Raw genomic sequence first — 16,442 nt, 5'->3', positions numbered from 1 at the left:
CGAAAGTCCGACAAGTGCCAGATTGATAGGTCGCGTTTTTGCCGCGGGCGCGCGCGGCAGAGATAGGTCTACCGGCTGCCAATTCGCCGAAGGTGAATCCGGCCGCCACCAAACGGACATTGCGGCGCGAAGACGCTGATCGGCTCTCAAGAGGTAACCCCAATGCTTCGGAGAGCCTCACGTCCATCGGACGGTCCCGCGAAGCTGACCGGAGTCCTGCGCCACTCAGGTTTCGAGGGCGACCGGAAACCGGTTGCCGATCAGCTGCGCGGCCGCCCTCGTTGCGACAATGGAGGGCCGCCTGACCGCCTGGCTCCGCCGTGCCGGATCGCGAGGTCGGGTCAGGCGACTTGACTACGGCTGCTTCGTCTGCCGGTGGCGCGCCGTGACAAACTGCCGCCACCAGGGGGCCCTGCGAACCGCCGCGACGTGACGGTATCGCGTTGGCGCCAATGTGCCTGGCATGATGGCTGTCATTTCAAACAACATTTCAAACAACGCAACGCGAAGACAGCAAATCCATTTCCCTTGCGGGGAGGTGGATTGCATGACTACGTGTGCGCCACGAACCAATCATCCCAAGAGGAAATCATGTCCCAAGGAAAGCGCATCGTTCTGGCTTCGCGCCCGCACGGCGAGCCCACGTCGGCCAATTTCAGGCTCGAGGACTACACGCCGCCGGCACCGGGTGCGGGCGAGGTGCTGCTCCGCACCATCTGGCTGTCGCTCGATCCCTATATGCGCGGCCGCATGGCCGACGGTCCGTCCTATGCCGCACCGGTGCCGGTCGGAGGCGTGATGGAAGGCGGCACGGTGAGCGAGGTGATCGCCTCCAACAATCCCGGCTTTGCCAAGGGCGATATCGTACTATCGCGCGCGGGCTGGCAGACGCATGTGCTGTCCGACGGCAAGGGCCTTGCCAAGATCGATCCGAAGATCGCGCCGATCTCGACCGCGGTCGGTGTACTCGGGATGCCCGGCATGACCGCCTACACCGGCCTGCTCGAGATCGGCAAGCCGCAGGCGGGCGAGACGGTGGTGGTCGCGGCGGCGTCCGGCGCGGTCGGCTCGGCGGTCGGCCAGATCGCCAAGATCAAGGGCGCGCGGGCGATCGGCATCGCCGGTGGCAAGGACAAGTGCGCCTACGTCAAGAACGAGCTTGGCTTCGACGAGTGTCTCGACCACCGCGATCCCAATCTCGCGGCCAAGCTGAAGGAAGCCTGCCCGAAGGGCATCGACGTCTATTTCGAGAATGTCGGCGGTGCGGTGTTTGACGCGGTGTTTCCGCTGCTCAACGCGTTCGCGCGCATCCCGGTCTGCGGCCTGATCGCGCATTACAACGACACCGAAGCGCATGCCCCGAAATGGGCCGGCGCGATGATGCGCAACATCCTGACCAAGCGGCTGACCTTCCGCGGCTTCATCGTCAGCGACTTCGCCGCCATGCATGGCGACTTCCTCCGCGACATGTCGCAGTGGGTGCGCGAGGGCAAGGTCAAGTACAAGGAGTTCGTGACCGAGGGCCTGGACAGCGCGCCGGAGGCCTTCATGGGCCTGCTCAAGGGCGCCAATTTCGGCAAGCAACTGGTCCGGGTCGGGCCGGACAAGGCCTAAGTTACAGGCTCCGGAAGCTCCCATTCCGCGCAACAAAGTATCAAAAGCGCGACAATGGCGGGGATTTGGGGGCCTTTTGGCCCCCATTTGCTTGACGGAGACCCGCAGCAGTTGATTCAATATGGCTATATTTCAGGTGTAGCCATGATTTTTGAAGCTATTGTTTTCGGGGTCATTCTCCTCGCCGTCGGCTATTGGGCGACGATGTTCGTCATGGGCCGCCGCGACGACGTCTTGCATGGAAAATTCGTCGAGGAGCAGCCGGACACGACGCCGGTCCGCTTCATGCCGCACGTAGCTTGCGTACGGCCCGCGCAGGCGGCACCACAGCCCGACAAGGACACGCTGCAGGCGCTGCTCACCGTGATCAAGCAGGACCTGCACGACGCGGCGCGGAGCTGACGCGGCTCAGGCCGGCTCCTTGCCGAGCAGCATGTCCAGGTCGACATCGACCTGGCCCTTCGCCCTGAGGTGGCGGACCTCGAAACTGTCGGGCTGGAAGCGGTATTCGACGAGACCGGTTTCCTTGATGCCGATCACCTCCTGCCGCGCGTCGGAGATGACGAAGCCGGCCGAGGGCGCCCAGATGTGTCTCACATGCTCGAACGTATAGTCGCGACGCTGGTGCACATGGCCGCTGCCGACCAGACGCCAATCGACCTTGCCGAGCATCTCGATCAGGCGGCGGCGCGCCGGCTGCGGCACGAAGCGGATCGCGGTCTCGGCGTGCTCGGCATCGTAGGGCAGGTCGAGATAGATCGGCTTGTGCAGGAACAGCGCGACCGGCCTGCCGACCGCCTTGTCGAGCGCGCCTGCGAGCCAGTCGAACTGCTCGGCCTCGCTGTCGAGGCCGGTGTTCATGATCAGCGAATTCAGCCCGATGAAGCACCAGCCGGCAGCGTCGAAATGCCAGCGGTCCTCGCCGAGCACCGAGGTGAAGGCGCCGCGCGTCTCCTCGGTCGGCAATTGTGAAGGCGTGGGGCCGACCGCGGTCGGATTGTCGCCGATGTCGTGATTGCCCGGCAGATAGAGGCAATCGACCGGCAGCGCGTTGTGCAGCTCCTTGGCGAATGCGAGGTCGTCGCGGCTGGTCGGCCCGTCGAACGAGACGTCGCCGGAGTTGAGCACGAGATCGGGACGCGTCGCGTCGATGTGCTCGCTGACGCGATGAAAGTTGTCGATCAGCGGCTTGAAGCGGCGCGCGAGATGGGTGTCGGAGATCTGTGTCAGGCGAAATTGGGGCATGCATCGCTCCTTTCGGCCGGAGCATAGGTCGGCGCGAAGTCGGAACGATGACGATTTTGCCGTCTTGTTCGATGCCTCGTTTGAAGCCCTGTTTGATGTGTTGTTTGGTTTTGCGCCTTGGGCGGTCGCTCGATCGCCAGTTGCCGCACCGACGCCGGCGAGTCCTGCCGTCACCATGCCGGGCACGCCGCTGCCCGGGCCGCGCTGTCGAGGATCAGGGTGATGATGCTGATCGGGCCAACCGTGAGGGGCTGAAACCGCCATTGGTCCTGGGAGTTGGTCACCCGGGCTCGGATTACGGTTCAACGGGTTACCGCGCACGCTTCATTGTGTTGGGGGCGAGTCGCGGCTAAGAGGGCGGCCGGGCGCCCGCGGCTGAGGGAGATTTTTGATGTCGGTTCAAATGGTTCTGTTACCGGTCTTCATCCAGATCGGGATCACCTTCGCGCTGTTGTTCGCCATGGCGACGACGCGTACGAGGGCTCTGACGAGCGGCGAGACCAAGATCGCCGACATCGCGCTGCGCGAGCCGAACTGGCCGGCCCAGGCCACCAAGTTCGGCAACTGCTTCGCCAACCAGTTCGAGCTGCCGATCCTGTTCTATGTCCTGATCGCTATTGCGCTGCCGCTGCGCCGTGCCGATCTGTTCATCGTGCTGATGTCCTGGGTGTTCGTGGTGACACGATTTGCCCATGCCGGCGTGTTCGTCACCTCCAACGACGTGCGGCCGCGCTCGCTCGCCTGGTTCGCCGGCGCGCTGGTGCTGGCGGCCATGTGGCTGTATTTCGCGCTCAGACTGCTGCTGCTGATCTGATGCGCCCAACCGAAAGAGACCAATGACCCCCGCTGCCCGGCTTTCCGCCGCGATCGAGCTGATCGCCACCATCGACGCACAGCGCATTCCCGCGGCGAAAGCGCTGAAGGAATGGGGCACCGCGCACCGTTATGCCGGCTCCGGCGATCGCGCCGCGATCTCCGGCCTGATCTGGGACGTGCTGCGCCGGCAATCCTCCGCGGCCTATTTGATGGACGACGCCAGCGCCCGGTCGCGCGTGCTCGGCATGCTGAAGCTCGAACGCGGCATGGACATCGCCACGATCCAGGCGCTGTGCGACGGCGGCCGGTTCGCGCCGGATCCGCTGACCGCGACCGAGGAGGCCGCATTGGCCTCGCGCTCGCTCGAGGATGCGCCGGCGCATGTCGCGGGCGATTATCCGGACTGGCTCGACCCGCATCTGGCAAGGGTGTTCGGCGACGACCGCGCCGCGGAAGCGACCGCGATGGCGAGCCGCGCGCCGCTCGATCTGCGCGTCAACACGCTGCGCGGCAAGCGCGAGAAGGTGCTGTCGCGGCTGTCGCATCTCGGCGCCAGGGAAACGCCGTGGTCGCCGCTCGGCCTGCGCATCGAGCTCGGCGCCGACGCGCGCAATCCGGGCATCCATGCCGAGGAGGATTTCATCAAGGGCGCCATCGAGATCCAGGACGAGGGCTCACAGCTCGCCGCGCTGTTCTCGGCGGCCAAGCCCGGCGAGCAGGTGATCGACCTCTGCGCCGGCGCCGGTGGCAAGACGCTGGCGGTGGCGGCGATGATGCAGGGCAAGGGCCGGCTGATGGCGACCGACAGCGACAAGCGCCAGCTTGCGCCGATCCATGAGCGGCTGTCGCGCGCCGGCGTGCACAATTGCGATGTGCGCACGCCGCGCGGCGAGGAGGAGGTGCTGTCCGACATCAAGGCGTCCGCCGACCTCGTGCTGATCGACGCGCCCTGCACCGGCACCGGGACCTGGCGCCGCAATCCCGACGCCAAATGGCGCATGCGCCCCGGCGCGCTCGAGGTGCGGCTGAAGGATCAGGCCGAGGTCCTGGAGCGCGCCGCGCCGCTGGTGAAGGGCGGCGGCCGGATCGCCTACATCACCTGCTCGGTGCTCTCGGAGGAGAACGGCGAGCAGGTCAGGGCCTTCATCGCGCGGCATCCGGAGTTCTCCGTGCAGCCGCCGGAGCAGACCGCAGCGGTGCTGTGGGACAAGGCCGAAGCCTTTGCCGAGGCTGCGCTGCAGTCAGCGGAAGGCCTGCTGATGACGCCACGCCGCACCGGCACGGATGGGTTCTTCGTCTCGGTGCTGAGGAAGGCGTAACGCTTCCCCCGCCGTCGAGGAGCTCGCGACAAAATTGCAGAGCAATTTTGCGCTGAAGCGACGAAGCAATCCATTTCTCCGCTTGCGGCACGATGGATTGCTTCGCTTCGCTCGCAACGACGGGCGTGTCCACTACGCTTCGGAGCACGCACCAATCGGCACCGGCGTCCGGCTCACCACGATGACCCAGTACAGCAGCGCGCAGGCGCTGATCGCGGCACCCAGCACGCAGACGCCGGACCAGCCGGCGGCGGCATAGGCCATTGTCGAGCTGATCGCGCCAAAACCCGTTCCGATCGAGTAGAACACCATGTAGCCGCCGACCAGCCGGCTCGCCGCGTCGGGGCGCGCGGCGACGATCAGGCTCTGGTTGGTGACATGGATCGCCTGCACCGCGAAGTCGATCATCAGGACGCCGGCCACGACCAGCCATAGCGAGGTGTTGAGGCAGGCGATCGGCACCCAGCCGGCGAGCATCAGCAGCAGCGACAAGCCGGTGGTGCGCTGCCCCCAGCCGCGGTCGGCGAACTGACCGGAATTGCGTGCCGCCAGCGCGCCGGCGAGGCCTGCGATCCCGAGCATCCCGATCGTGGTATGCGACAACGAGAGCGGGGGTGCCGCGAGCAGCAGCACGACCGAGCTCCAGAACACGCTGAAGCTCGCGAAGATCAAGAGCGCGAACACCGCGCGTTCGCGCAAGACCTGCTCCTCGACGAACAGCGCGAGCGTCGAGCGCAACAGCTTGGCGTAGGACGATCCGGCCATCGGCTGCGGCGCATGCCGCGGCAGCGCGCGTGCCAACAGCGCCGCCAGCACCAGCGTCAGTGCGGCCGAGGTGAGGTAGACCACGCGCCAGCCGCCGAGATCGGCCAGCGCGCCGGCGGCAAACCGTGCGAGCAGAATGCCCGAAACCACGCCGCTGGTGACGGTGCCGATGGTGCGGCCGCGGTCGGCCGGCGCGGCCAGCGTCGCGGCGTAGGCGACCAGCACCTGGATCACGACGGCGAGCAGCCCGACCAGCACCATGCCGGCCAGCAGCACCGCGGCGTTCGGCGCGGTGCCGACGATGGTGAGCGCGATCGCCGACAGCACGGTCTGGCCGACGATCAGCCTGCGGCGGTCCCAGAGATCGCCGAGCGGCACGATCAGCATCAAGCCGAAGGCATAGCCGATCTGGGTCAGCGTCACGACGCCGCCGATCACCGCCGGCGTGATGGAGAGATCCTGCGCCATGGTGTCCAGCAGCGGCTGCGCGAAATAGATGTTGGCGACGCTCAGCCCGCAGGCGACGGCGAACAGCAGCACGACGGCGGGCGACAGAGCGCGAGCCATGGTGTCGCCGGGCTTGTCGTTTGTCTTGTGATGGTCCTCGGCCGGCCGGGCCTCAGCCATGGTCTGGTTCGTCATCTTGCCTCCGCTGCAATTCGCAAGCTGGTCTCATAATGAGACCAGTTGCGCCGGGCGCTGTCTAGTCCTATTTTAGGACCAGTTCGGAATCGTGATCGAGAAAGGTTGGCCGCGATGAAGCGGACCGGATTCGCCAAAGCGGAATGCCCGGTGGCGCGCGCGCTGGATGCGATCGGCGACTGGTGGTCGCTCCTGATCGTGCGCGACGCGTTCGACGGCCTGCGCCGGTTCGGCGACTTCCAGAAGAATCTCGGCATCGCCAAGGGCATGCTGACAACGCGGCTGCGCACGCTGATCGAGCTCGGCGTGCTCGAGCAGGTCGCAGCCTCCGACGGCAGCGCCTATCAGGAATATGTGCTGACGAAGCGGGGCCACGACCTGTTCCCGATCGTGGTCGGCTTGCGGCAATGGGGCGAGGCGCATCTCTTTGCGCGCGGCGAGCCGCATTCGGTGCTGCTCGACCAGGCAGGCCAGGCGGTCGGGCAGCTCGTGCTGCCGTCGAAGAGCGGCAAGCCGCTGGGCTGGGCGGACACGAAGGTGAGGAAGGTCGCTGCGCGGAGGCGGTGAGCGAAGGGCGAACTCTCTCCACGTCATTGCGAGGAGCGAAGCGACGAAGCAATCCATGTCTCGGCAAGCGGCGCGATGGATTGCTTCGCTACGCTCGCAATGACGGGGATGGAGCCGGGCCGTCGCCCTTCGAGACGCGCTACGCGCTCCTCCAGCGACAAAGGCGAAGCCTTTGCGCGGGGGTGACGGACGACGTGTGTTCAATCCACAATAAACAGCGTCGCACCCGTCTTCGTCGACGAACGATGTGCGGCGTCGCCGAAGTCGGAGACCTGGTAGCTCATGCCCGGCTTCAGCGTGAATCTGCGGCCGTCGCGCAGCTCGGTGTCGAGCTCGCCCGTGACGACGTAGAGCACATGGCCGCGATCGCACCAGTGATCGGCGAGGTAGCCGGGCGAATATTCGACCATCCGGACCCGCAGCTCGCCGATGTTGAGCGTGCGCCACAGCGCCTGTCCGGTCTCGCCGGGATGCACTGAAGGCTCGAGCTTGTTCCAGTCGGTGACGGTGAAGGGCAGGGTCGGGATTTTCATGCGCGTGGTTCCTGACGTTCTGTTCAACCTACGAGTCCTCTGCTGTCATTGCGAGGAGCGAAGCGACGAAGCAATCCATCGTTCCGCATATGCGGACAAAATGGATTGCTTCGCTTCGCTCGCAATGACGGCTGAGAAGCAGCCTCACCCCACCAGATGGTTCGCCGAGCCCTGCCGGATCTTCCCCTCGGCGTCGAGCCGCAAATACTCGCAGATCTTCTTGCCGCTTTCGTTCTGGTAGAACACGACGACGCTGTCGGGCGAGACATAGAGGTCGATCAGCTCGAAATGCAGCTCGGGCAATTTCGCCAGCGCCGTGCTCCAATAGGCCCGCAAGCTCACCTTGCCGCGCACGGTGCCTGACGCGCCGAAGCCGAGCGGCGGGATCCGGTCCGAGGTCATCTCGGCATCCTCGGCATACATCGCCAGCACACGCTCGAGGTCGCGCGCGTTCCAGGCGGCGATCCAGTCGCGGCCGAGCGCGGCAAGGCGGGGCGGGTCGTGAAAATCCGGCATTGGTTTCCTCCATGTGGCTTATGGCCAAATTAGGTCAATAATACTGACCTATACGGATTTGTCCATGCCCAAAGAAGAATGTGGGCGCCCCTTCGAGCGCGGTTGCGGGGGCGGGCGCCGTCGCGTATCTGCTTGCCATGACAGCCCAGCACACAGCCCAAGACACAGTTCAAGCGCCGTCGACGCCCTCCGTGGCCTCGGCGCATGACAAGATTCTGATTGTCGATTTCGGCAGCCAGGTGACGCAACTGATTGCCCGCCGCGTCCGCGAGATGGGCGTCTATTCCGAGATCGTGCCGTTCCAGAAGGCGGAGGCCGCCTTCAAGGAGATGAAGCCGAAGGCGGTGATCCTCTCTGGCGGTCCGGAATCGGTGCATGAGACCGGCTCGCCGCGCGCGCCGCAGCTGATCTTCGAGTCGGGCGTTCCAGTGCTCGGCATCTGCTACGGCCAGATGACCTTGGCGGCCCAGCTCGGCGGCGAGGTCGAGGGCGGGCACCACCGCGAGTTCGGCCGCGCCGATGTCGAGGTGAAGACCGACAGCCAGCTGTTCGACGGCATCTGGGGCCATGGCGAGAAGCACCAGGTGTGGATGAGCCATGGCGACCGCATCACCAAGATGCCTCCGGGCTTCTCCGTCGCCGGCACCTCGCCGAATGCGCCGTTCGCGATCATCCAGGATGAGACGCGTAAATATTACGGCCTGATGTTCCATCCCGAGGTGGTGCACACGCCCGACGGCGCCAAGCTGCTGCGCAACTTCGTGCGCAAGGTCGCGGGGCTGACCGGCGACTGGACCATGCGCGCCTTCCGCGAGGAGGCGATCGAGAAGATTCGCGCCCAGGTCGGCACGGGCAAGGTGATCTGCGGCCTGTCCGGCGGCGTCGATTCCGCCGTGGCGGCGGTCTTGATCCACGAGGCGATCGGCGACCAGCTCACCTGCGTGTTCGTCGATCACGGCCTGCTGCGGCTCGACGAGGCCAAGACCGTCGTCGACCTGTTCCGCAACCACTACAACATCCCGTTGGTCCATGTGGACGCGTCGAAGCAGTTTCTGGGCGAGCTCGAAGGCGTCACCGACCCTGAGGTGAAGCGCAAGACCATCGGGCGCCTGTTCATCGACGTGTTCGAGGCCGAAGCCAAGAAGATCGGCGGCGCCGAATTCCTGGCCCAGGGCACGCTCTATCCTGATGTGATCGAGAGCGTCTCCTTCACCGGCGGCCCGTCGGTGACCATCAAGTCGCACCACAATGTCGGCGGCCTTCCGGCGCGCATGAACATGAAGCTGGTCGAGCCGCTGCGCGAATTGTTCAAGGACGAGGTGCGCGTGCTCGGCCGCGAGCTCGGCCTGCCCGAAGTGTTCGTCGGCCGCCACCCGTTCCCGGGCCCCGGCCTCGCCATCCGCTGCCCCGGCGACATCACCCGGGAAAAGCTCGACATCCTGCGCAACGCCGATGCGGTCTATATCGACCAGATCCGCAAGCACGGCCTCTATGATGCGATCTGGCAGGCCTTTGCGGTGCTGCTGCCGGTCAAGACCGTCGGCGTGATGGGCGACGGCCGCACCTACGAATACGTCGTCGGCCTGCGCGCCGTCACCTCGACCGACGGCATGACCGCCGACTTCTACCAGTTCGACATGAAATTCCTGGCCGAGACCGCGACGCGCATCATCAACGAGGTGAAGGGTGTGAATCGGGTGGTGTACGACGTGACGTCTAAGCCGCCGGGGACGATTGAGTGGGAGTAGGGCGGCCGGCTGCTATCGCGCAGTTTGGCGTAGTTTTGGTGAAGCTGTTCTCACTCCTCTCATATACGAGCGCTGGTCCGAGTTGTGGCCTCTACTTAACCCCGCTCGGTGTCTGAATTCCACCGCGTTTCCACGAACAGAGTATTGTGGCGCACTATAGCGTGCAGAGTGGCCGGAGCCTGCGAGGCGAAGCCTCAGTTTGAGGGATCGGCAGCAGTTGGAGCGAAGCGGACATCCGGGCCGACGGCAGCAACGGGCCAGAAGCATGTCGGTCATCAGTCTGGTGTCAATCACGGACCGGCGCTTCTACTTCGGCTCGAGGTGCAGCGATTGGGCCATTGCGCACTCATCGAAATGAAGCACGAACCTCATCGATAGTCAGCTTTGGGTTCTGCAGATGAGGAAAGTGCCCAATGCCGGGGAGGAGCGTGAGTTCTGCGTGGATACTTTCGGCGAACTCAAGGCCCATCTCTTTCTTGATGTAGAGGTCCTTCTCGCCCCGAACCACCTTCACCGGAGTCTTGAGCCTGGCCAGTCGCGATTCGAAGTGATCCTGGTCTCGCGTAAAGTGCGAGTAGTAGTGGGAGAAAGCGTCTGCTGTCGTCATCGCGCCCTGGCTCCTGCGCGGGACATGTCGTCCTTGAATTCTCGCGACACTTCGAATTGCGCTTCCTTGGGGCAAGCCTCTTGTGAAGGTGTTCTCAAGGATCTCGTCGCGATTCTGTTCAGGTTGGCGCGGACCTACCTCGCTCCACCGCGGTCATGAGCAACCGCATATCCGTCAAATCGAAGCACAATTCTTAATCTTCGGCGTCGCCGAAGTTTCCTATCGGAAATGACCAATTGTGGCGATCGGTAATGTGAGCGTAGCTTGCTAAGTGCGACGCCATGCTTGCCGATTTTGACTATAAAACAAGAGATTGGAGAATGGCGCCTTAGTGAGAGCGACATTTTTTCGGAGCTATCACGCTATATGCACGCGGATGCCATGGGCCTACGCGAAGTCAAAAATGGGGACACGGCCTGGTCCGAGGAGTCGGGATGAGTGGTTATCTTTCGCCGCATGTTCTATTTGTCGCGCTGACGTTTTTCGTCGCCGGATTCGTCAAGGGCGTGGCGGGAATGGGTTTGCCGACCGTCTCTATGGGCGTCCTCAGCGCGATCATGCCGCCAGTCAGTGCAGCTTCTCTGCTGGTCATTCCATCCTTCGTCACAAACTTTTGGCAGTTGTTTACAGGGCCGAATTTTCTGGGCCTGATTAAAAGACTTTGGGTGATGATGCTCGGCATACTGGTTGGCACCCTTGCCGGCTCGTGGCTTTTGACGAGCGCCAATACCGTATACGCAAGTGTTGGATTGGGTGCCGCCCTGATTATCTTTGCAGTGCACGGCCTATTTGCGAAGCCACTGTCGGTTCCCACGCGCTTCGAACGTTCATTGTCGCCTGTCATCGGGTTGGCAACCGGACTAATCAACGGAGCAACCGGAGTTTTCACGCTTCCCGCCGTTCCTTATCTTCAGGCTCTCGGTCTTTCCAAAAACGATCTCATCCAGGCGCTCGGGCTGTCGTTCACGGTCTCAACAATTGCATTGGCGGCAGGCCTCGCCCGTGGCGGAGCTTTCCATCTTGGAAGTATTACCCTGTCAGTCCTTGCGATCATTCCTGCGTTGCTGGGGATGCACGTCGGAACAATGGTCCGTGGGCGCATAAGCGCGGCAACCTTTCGACGTTGGTTCCTGATCCTTATCGGTATTCTCGGTCTTGAACTCGCTGCTCACCCATTCCTCTTCTGAAGCAGATGACGATGTGCGAGCGTATGACATAGACAGCCACGCCTATTACCGCTCGATGCCAGCTCACACGAGGGGTTGCGGCGGCCATAGCGCTTAAGAGATCGCGACCTTCGGCTCCATAAGCTGCTGCGCAAGCAAGCCGGCGTGCGGTGTGAGCGCAGAGAAGTCACGCGCACAAAGATGAAGCTGCCTTAGCGCCCAGGAGTCTCGAAGGGGCACGATTGTCAAACCGAGGTGGCTTACATCTTTGGCGGAGGCTTCGGGCAAAATGGCGATCCCAACGCCGGACTCAATCATCATTGCGATGTTCTCAATGCGCCTGAGTTGAATGCGGTAGTAAATTTGCCGACCCAGGCGTGCGGCACGTTCTCCTAAATATGCTTCCAATGCAGCGTCGGCCACGCCAACGAACGGCTCATCAACGACATCTGCGAAAGCTATCGATTGGTGATCGCTGATGCGGTGCGTTTCGCTCACAACAGCGACGAGTTGGTCTTGCGCGATAACGTGAGTCTGCAACGCCGCCAGACCAGTGTGGTAAGCTACAATTCCCAGGTCAGCACGACCTTCCAGGATGGCCCGCGCAATCTCGGCGCTCGGTCGTTCATAGAGATCTATTGAAAGATCTGGATAAGCGACCAAGAAACGGCCGAGCCGAGGAGGAAGAAATGCGGCCAACCCGGCCGTGTTGGACAAGAGCCTGATGCGTCCTCTCAGGCCAGTGCCGTAGCTGCGCAACTCACCGCGCATCTGCTCTACCTGATCCAGTATCAACCGTGCATGGCGAACCAGAGCGTCACCGGCCGGCGTCGTAGTGACACCCCGCCTATTTCGCTCCAGGAGCTGGGCGCCAAGCGAAGACTCCATCCCGGAAATGCGTTCGCTCACGGAAGCGAGAGCCAGATTCATGCTCTCGGCTCCCTTGGTGAGGCTGCCCCGCTCCACCACGGTTAAGAACAACCGCATATCCGTCAGATCGAAGCGCAATTTCTCATCCTTCGGCTTGGCCGAACCAATCCATCGGAAATGGCCAATTGTAGCATCTGGTTGGCTTGCTTATCTTACCCCATAGGAGCCCATACTCGCCAAATTTCTCTGTTAATACAATTGGTTGAAGGTGTGGCGTCTTGGTGAAAGCTAGGTTGCCGGCCGCGACATCACGCCATATGCGCGTGGATGCCATCGGCTTGCGCGAAGCTTTCAAATGCCATTGCCAGTCCGAGTGAGTCAAAACAAGGAGATTCACGATGAAGGCGATCATTGTGACGGACCAAGCTGCGGGAACGGCCGGGATGAAGCTGGTGGAACGGCCGGAGCCGCAGGGGGCAGCGCTCGCCAGCCTATCGGGCGCTAATTACGGCGATGTCGTTGTTCAGGTCCATGCGTCGGGATTCACCGGAGATGAACTGGCATGGCCCTCGACCTGGATCGATCGTCTCGGCCGTGACCGGACGCCTTCGATCCCCGGCCACGAGCTGGCCGGAGTGGTCACCGCCCTCAGTTATGGAACAACGGGGCTATCGGTGGGACAGCGGGTGTTCGGCCTCACGGACTGGACTCGCGACGGCACGCTGGCGGAGTATGTGGTCGTCGAGGCCCGCAACCTCGCCGCGCTACCGGGGGACGTTGACTTCACGGTGGGCGCGGCCCTCGTGATGCCGGGCCTGACCGCGTGGCAGGGGCTGTTCGAGCACGGCCGCCTTTGTGCGGGGCAGAGCGTCCTTGTGCACGGTGCGGCTGGCGTGGTCGGTTCGATGGCAACCCAGCTCGCGCGTGAGGCCGGGGCATATGTGATCGGCACCGGACGCGCTGCCGGCCGCCAGACGGCTCTCGACTTCGGCGCGCAGGAGTTCGTCGACCTCGATAACGACGCTCTGGAAGATGTTGGCGGAGTCCATCTGGTTTTCGATGTCCTCGGCGGCGACATCGCGAAGCGGTCTGCAAGCGCGGTTCGAGCCGGGGGAACGCTGGTGACAATCGCAGGCCCGACAGAGGCGCGCCCCGCTGATGGCCGGACGATTGACTTCGTTGTCGAGGCCAACCGCGCCCAACTGAGCGAGATCGTCCAGCGAGTGCGGGACGGACGACTGCGAACGAACATTGGCACTGTCGCAACCCTCGACGATGCTGTCGCTGCCTTCAACCCGACCGAGCGACGGCCGGGGAAGACGATCATTCGCGTTCGTCCGTGAGGACTCGGGAAGGGAGGGCGATTCTTCACCTTCCCGCCTTTTCGCACGTGGAGATTAGTGAAGGTACTTCTCGTATGTCCCAAATCGACTGGCTAAGCCATCTCCTGCAAATGATGACGGTCACTGGCCAGGTGGAGGCCCGCTGCGTTTATGGCTCACCATGGCGTGTGGATTTCGCTCACTCCGCGGCACACGAAATTCCCTACCACGTTGTGCTAAAAGGCAGTGCCATTATTGAGGATCCGGAAACGGGGACGGCGAGGGAATTGCTGGCCGGGGATATTGTGTTGTTTCCTCACGGGTCGGCACACGCCTTGCACGATGGCAGCGGACGTATGCCGGGTCGAACCTACGAACGCCAAGTTTCCGCAGGATGGATGCTCAGGGAGAACGATGGCGGAGGAGAGCATCTGGACATGTTGTGCGGGCGATTTTTCATCGAACCGCCCCATGATCGGCTGATCCGCGATTATCTACCCAGGACTCTAATGGTACGCGCCATGGCCGGTCGTGGTGAAGCGGGCATCGGGGCAGCTTCGAACCACTTGGCCAGTCTGGTGAGCATGATGCGCATAGAGTCCGCTGGCGAAAGACCAGGAGGGCATGCAATCCTCAACGGACTGACGCTAACGCTGTTCACACTTGCACTGCGCGCGGCAAGTGAGTCTGAACAGGCGCCTGCAGGCCTATTGGCACTTGCCGGCCATTCACGATTGGCACCAGCCATTTCAGCCATGTTCGACAGTCCGGCGCGCCCCTGGAATCTTCAAGATCTGGCTGACTTGTGCAACATGTCTCGCGCAACCCTCGTGCGGCACTTTCAAGACGGGCTGGGCCGTTCTCCTATCGAACTCCTGACAGACATCCGCATGAGCATGGCCGCCAACGAACTGAAGAAGCCGGGAATGTCGACCGAGTTCGTGGCCGATGCAGTCGGGTATCAATCCGTGTCGGCATTCCGGCGTGTTTTCACCGACAAGGTGGGGATGGGGCCGGGGCAATGGCGTCGCTTGGCACGCGAGGGCGAGGACGCGTTCGCTCTCGGTGTACATCCTGGATAAAATACCCGAATATCGAGCTCAACTCGGCGAGAAAACGTCCGCCGTCCCGCGCCGCAATCGGGCGAATCGATCGTCTCGTTGTCTTGATACTTTTAGGTCTTTTATTGAGCAAACCTAGTCTCGAAATCGGTATCGGCTGAGCTTAAAGCGGCAGGTCTTAACTGCCTAACGAGAGAGCCAAACCATGAGCCGCATCGCTATCCCCGCCGTCGAGTCCGCGACCGGCGCCACTGCCGATATTTATGCGCGCGTGAAAAAACTTTCCGGTGGTCGCGTTCCCAATACGTACGCCGCATTGGGCCACCTTATACCGGCGTCTTTGGCCGCCGTGCTCGACGCCCAAGGTACATTGAACGCGGGCAACCTGAGCAGGCAAGAGCACGAAACCATCAAACTGCTAATCAGTGAGAAGACCGGTTGCGACGTTTGCGTGGCTGCGCACAGCTTCGTCGGCAAACTGGCGGGTCTACCGGTCGACGCGCTGCATGCCATTCGCGCAGGGCAGCCCACGGGTGATGCCAAGCGTGATGCCTTGGTGCGCTTCGTATCCCACCTGCATGCCACGAGCGGCACGATCAGCGACGACGAGTTCAATGCCATCCGTGAGGCCGGCTACACCGACACCCAATTGGCGGAAATCTCGCTGACCATTGCACTCGGCATCTTCACCAATACCTTCAACCGTATCAACGGCACCGACGTCGACTTTCCGTCCGTCGAGTAAAACCGCCTCGCAGGGCGGATCAGGCATCGTTCATTCAAGTGTCTTCTGGCTGCTTATACGGGCGGTGAGTGAGAGCAATTCCGCATAGAGCGAAAGCACTCGTGTACCTCAATCTATCCCGTCATCCATAGAGATAATCGTGCCCAACGCAACCACCAAGATCAATGCCGTCATCGAATGTATCTTGAGTCGCCGCTCTAGCAAAGTCTACGATCCAGCCGCCACTCTGAGCGACGATCAGATTCGCGAGCTAGTGCGCATCGGTACGACCGCGCCCACGTCCTTCAACTTGCAGAATTGGCGTTTCATCGCCCTACGTACGCCTGAAGCCAAGGCACGCCTCAGTCCGATCGCTTGGAGCCAGCCGGCGATCATGGATGCAGCAGTCACCTTCATCGTCATTGACAGGTTGGCGGATGCGAACACTCTCCCACAGCGCCTGGCACCTGTCGTGGAAGCCGGGATCATGCCGGCACATATGGTGCCGGAGAGCGAACGCCGCGCACGCAGTCTTTATGACGACCAACCGCAGCGCCAGCGTGACGAAGCCATGCGGACCGCAACCTTTGGCGCAGCGGCGATGATCTATGCCGCTCACTCCTTTGGCCTGGGATCCACACCGATGATCGGTTTTGACGCCGACGCGGTGCACCGCCGAGTTTGGTCTCGGCGAAAACGAAGTGCCCGCCATGTTGTTGACCGTTGGACCGGAGCGAGCTGGGAACTGGCCGCAGAAGCCGCGTATGTCGGTGGCCGATGTGCTTGATCTTCTCTAACCATTTTTAAAAACAATTCCGAATGTCGCCAGGCACGCCAATGCTGTTCCAGCAGGCAGCGCCTCGCACCGTCCTGCTCCATTTACGAAAATCAGGTTGATCACTGTAACGGCAGAGGTGCGAACAGTGT

16 protein-coding genes and 1 pseudogene are annotated in these 16,442 nt (G+C 62.7%); 11 read left to right on the top strand and 6 right to left on the bottom strand.

The features are described 5' to 3' along the window. Window positions 1-591: 591 nt before the first annotated feature. Both J2R76_RS10395 and J2R76_RS10390 read left to right on the top strand, forming a co-directional pair. The gene (locus tag J2R76_RS10395) at window positions 592-1,614 is read left to right on the top strand and encodes an NADP-dependent oxidoreductase (protein WP_076826615.1); all 1,023 of its coding nucleotides are present in this window, start codon (window positions 592-594) and stop codon (window positions 1,612-1,614) included. 54 nt (window positions 1,615-1,668) lie between these two features. Further along, window positions 1,669-2,016 carry a hypothetical protein gene (locus J2R76_RS10390; RefSeq protein WP_307720386.1) on the top strand — a complete coding sequence of 116 codons (348 nt, stop codon included), beginning with the start codon at window positions 1,669-1,671 and terminating at the stop codon, window positions 2,014-2,016. 6 nt (window positions 2,017-2,022) lie between these two features. Here the strand turns inward: J2R76_RS10390 and J2R76_RS10385 are convergent, their stop codons facing one another. Next, entirely contained in the window at window positions 2,023-2,859 is an 837-nt protein-coding gene (locus J2R76_RS10385; RefSeq protein ID WP_076826616.1) for a metallophosphoesterase, read from the bottom strand. A gap of 391 nt (window positions 2,860-3,250) precedes the next feature. Between J2R76_RS10385 and J2R76_RS10380 the strand changes: the two genes are divergently transcribed. Next, a complete protein-coding gene (locus J2R76_RS10380; RefSeq protein WP_076826618.1) occupies window positions 3,251-3,673 on the top strand; it encodes an MAPEG family protein in 423 nt (140 codons plus the stop codon). A gap of 22 nt (window positions 3,674-3,695) precedes the next feature. Then, window positions 3,696-4,994 (top strand): RsmB/NOP family class I SAM-dependent RNA methyltransferase, encoded by a 1,299-nt coding sequence (locus tag J2R76_RS10375; protein WP_076826620.1) that lies wholly within the window; start codon window positions 3,696-3,698, stop codon window positions 4,992-4,994. A 132-nt stretch (window positions 4,995-5,126) separates the two neighbouring features. Here J2R76_RS10375 and J2R76_RS10370 read toward each other — a convergent pair whose 3' ends face one another. Next, window positions 5,127-6,401: an MFS transporter gene (locus tag J2R76_RS10370; protein WP_076826621.1), complete on the bottom strand. Its 1,275-nt coding sequence runs from the start codon at window positions 6,399-6,401 to the stop codon at window positions 5,127-5,129. Window positions 6,402-6,515: 114 nt separating this feature from the next. Here J2R76_RS10370 and J2R76_RS10365 point away from each other — a divergent pair, with 114 nt between their 5' ends. Further along, complete coding sequence (locus J2R76_RS10365) at window positions 6,516-6,968, top strand: helix-turn-helix domain-containing protein (protein ID WP_076826623.1); 453 nt, start codon at window positions 6,516-6,518, stop codon at window positions 6,966-6,968. A gap of 200 nt (window positions 6,969-7,168) precedes the next feature. Here J2R76_RS10365 and J2R76_RS10360 read toward each other — a convergent pair whose 3' ends face one another. Both J2R76_RS10360 and J2R76_RS10355 read right to left on the bottom strand, forming a co-directional pair. Next, window positions 7,169-7,501 (bottom strand): DHCW motif cupin fold protein, encoded by a 333-nt coding sequence (locus tag J2R76_RS10360; RefSeq protein ID WP_076826624.1) that lies wholly within the window; start codon window positions 7,499-7,501, stop codon window positions 7,169-7,171. Window positions 7,502-7,645: 144 nt separating this feature from the next. After that, complete coding sequence (locus J2R76_RS10355) at window positions 7,646-8,017, bottom strand: nuclear transport factor 2 family protein (protein ID WP_076826626.1); 372 nt, start codon at window positions 8,015-8,017, stop codon at window positions 7,646-7,648. A 137-nt stretch (window positions 8,018-8,154) separates the two neighbouring features. Here J2R76_RS10355 and guaA point away from each other — a divergent pair, with 137 nt between their 5' ends. Next, window positions 8,155-9,765, top strand: a complete 1,611-nt coding sequence (gene guaA / locus J2R76_RS10350) for a glutamine-hydrolyzing GMP synthase (RefSeq protein WP_076826747.1) — start codon at window positions 8,155-8,157, stop codon at window positions 9,763-9,765. 346 nt (window positions 9,766-10,111) lie between these two features. Here guaA and J2R76_RS10345 read toward each other — a convergent pair whose 3' ends face one another. Then, a complete protein-coding gene (locus tag J2R76_RS10345) occupies window positions 10,112-10,372 on the bottom strand; it encodes an alpha/beta fold hydrolase (protein ID WP_194295337.1) in 261 nt (86 codons plus the stop codon). 434 nt (window positions 10,373-10,806) lie between these two features. Here J2R76_RS10345 and J2R76_RS10340 point away from each other — a divergent pair, with 434 nt between their 5' ends. After that, window positions 10,807-11,559: a sulfite exporter TauE/SafE family protein gene (locus J2R76_RS10340; RefSeq protein ID WP_076826628.1), complete on the top strand. Its 753-nt coding sequence runs from the start codon at window positions 10,807-10,809 to the stop codon at window positions 11,557-11,559. Window positions 11,560-11,652: 93 nt separating this feature from the next. Here J2R76_RS10340 and J2R76_RS10335 read toward each other — a convergent pair whose 3' ends face one another. Next, entirely contained in the window at window positions 11,653-12,546 is an 894-nt protein-coding gene (locus J2R76_RS10335; RefSeq protein WP_141339943.1) for a LysR substrate-binding domain-containing protein, read from the bottom strand. 260 nt (window positions 12,547-12,806) lie between these two features. Here J2R76_RS10335 and J2R76_RS10330 point away from each other — a divergent pair, with 260 nt between their 5' ends. The 4 genes and pseudogenes from J2R76_RS10330 to J2R76_RS10315 all read left to right on the top strand — a co-directional run bounded on the left by J2R76_RS10330 (window position 12,807) and on the right by J2R76_RS10315 (window position 16,312). After that, a complete protein-coding gene (locus J2R76_RS10330) occupies window positions 12,807-13,751 on the top strand; it encodes an NADP-dependent oxidoreductase (RefSeq protein ID WP_076826631.1) in 945 nt (314 codons plus the stop codon). 74 nt (window positions 13,752-13,825) lie between these two features. Beyond that, a complete protein-coding gene (locus tag J2R76_RS10325; RefSeq protein ID WP_076826633.1) occupies window positions 13,826-14,812 on the top strand; it encodes an AraC family transcriptional regulator in 987 nt (328 codons plus the stop codon). A 184-nt stretch (window positions 14,813-14,996) separates the two neighbouring features. Beyond that, the gene (locus tag J2R76_RS10320; RefSeq protein ID WP_076826635.1) at window positions 14,997-15,536 is read left to right on the top strand and encodes a carboxymuconolactone decarboxylase family protein; all 540 of its coding nucleotides are present in this window, start codon (window positions 14,997-14,999) and stop codon (window positions 15,534-15,536) included. 127 nt (window positions 15,537-15,663) lie between these two features. Further along, window positions 15,664-16,312, top strand: a pseudogene (locus tag J2R76_RS10315) (nitroreductase family protein). The last annotated feature ends 130 nt before the right edge of the window (window positions 16,313-16,442 follow it).

The organism is Bradyrhizobium sp. USDA 4532 (genome assembly GCF_024171315.1).
GTDB classification, from domain to species: domain Bacteria; phylum Pseudomonadota; class Alphaproteobacteria; order Rhizobiales; family Xanthobacteraceae; genus Bradyrhizobium; species Bradyrhizobium australafricanum.
Note: the sequence above shows the minus strand (reverse complement) of the source record. Positions and strands in the feature narration are given on the sequence as shown.

Excerpts from the sequence above, each read along its gene's own strand:
- J2R76_RS10395 (WP_076826615.1), top strand. The coding sequence starts at position 592 with ATGTCCCAAGGAAAGCGCATCGTTCTGGCTTCGCGCCCGCACGGCGAG.
- J2R76_RS10390 (WP_307720386.1), top strand. The coding sequence starts at position 1,669 with ATGGCGGGGATTTGGGGGCCTTTTGGCCCCCATTTGCTTGACGGAGAC.
- J2R76_RS10385 (WP_076826616.1), bottom strand. The coding sequence starts at position 2,859 with ATGCCCCAATTTCGCCTGACACAGATCTCCGACACCCATCTCGCGCGC.
- J2R76_RS10380 (WP_076826618.1), top strand. The coding sequence starts at position 3,251 with ATGTCGGTTCAAATGGTTCTGTTACCGGTCTTCATCCAGATCGGGATC.
- J2R76_RS10375 (WP_076826620.1), top strand. The coding sequence starts at position 3,696 with ATGACCCCCGCTGCCCGGCTTTCCGCCGCGATCGAGCTGATCGCCACC.
- J2R76_RS10370 (WP_076826621.1), bottom strand. The coding sequence starts at position 6,401 with ATGACGAACCAGACCATGGCTGAGGCCCGGCCGGCCGAGGACCATCAC.
- J2R76_RS10365 (WP_076826623.1), top strand. The coding sequence starts at position 6,516 with ATGAAGCGGACCGGATTCGCCAAAGCGGAATGCCCGGTGGCGCGCGCG.
- J2R76_RS10360 (WP_076826624.1), bottom strand. The coding sequence starts at position 7,501 with ATGAAAATCCCGACCCTGCCCTTCACCGTCACCGACTGGAACAAGCTC.
- J2R76_RS10355 (WP_076826626.1), bottom strand. The coding sequence starts at position 8,017 with ATGCCGGATTTTCACGACCCGCCCCGCCTTGCCGCGCTCGGCCGCGAC.
- guaA (WP_076826747.1), top strand. The coding sequence starts at position 8,155 with ATGACAGCCCAGCACACAGCCCAAGACACAGTTCAAGCGCCGTCGACG.
- J2R76_RS10345 (WP_194295337.1), bottom strand. The coding sequence starts at position 10,372 with ATGACGACAGCAGACGCTTTCTCCCACTACTACTCGCACTTTACGCGA.
- J2R76_RS10340 (WP_076826628.1), top strand. The coding sequence starts at position 10,807 with ATGAGTGGTTATCTTTCGCCGCATGTTCTATTTGTCGCGCTGACGTTT.
- J2R76_RS10330 (WP_076826631.1), top strand. The coding sequence starts at position 12,807 with ATGAAGGCGATCATTGTGACGGACCAAGCTGCGGGAACGGCCGGGATG.
- J2R76_RS10325 (WP_076826633.1), top strand. The coding sequence starts at position 13,826 with ATGTCCCAAATCGACTGGCTAAGCCATCTCCTGCAAATGATGACGGTC.
- J2R76_RS10320 (WP_076826635.1), top strand. The coding sequence starts at position 14,997 with ATGAGCCGCATCGCTATCCCCGCCGTCGAGTCCGCGACCGGCGCCACT.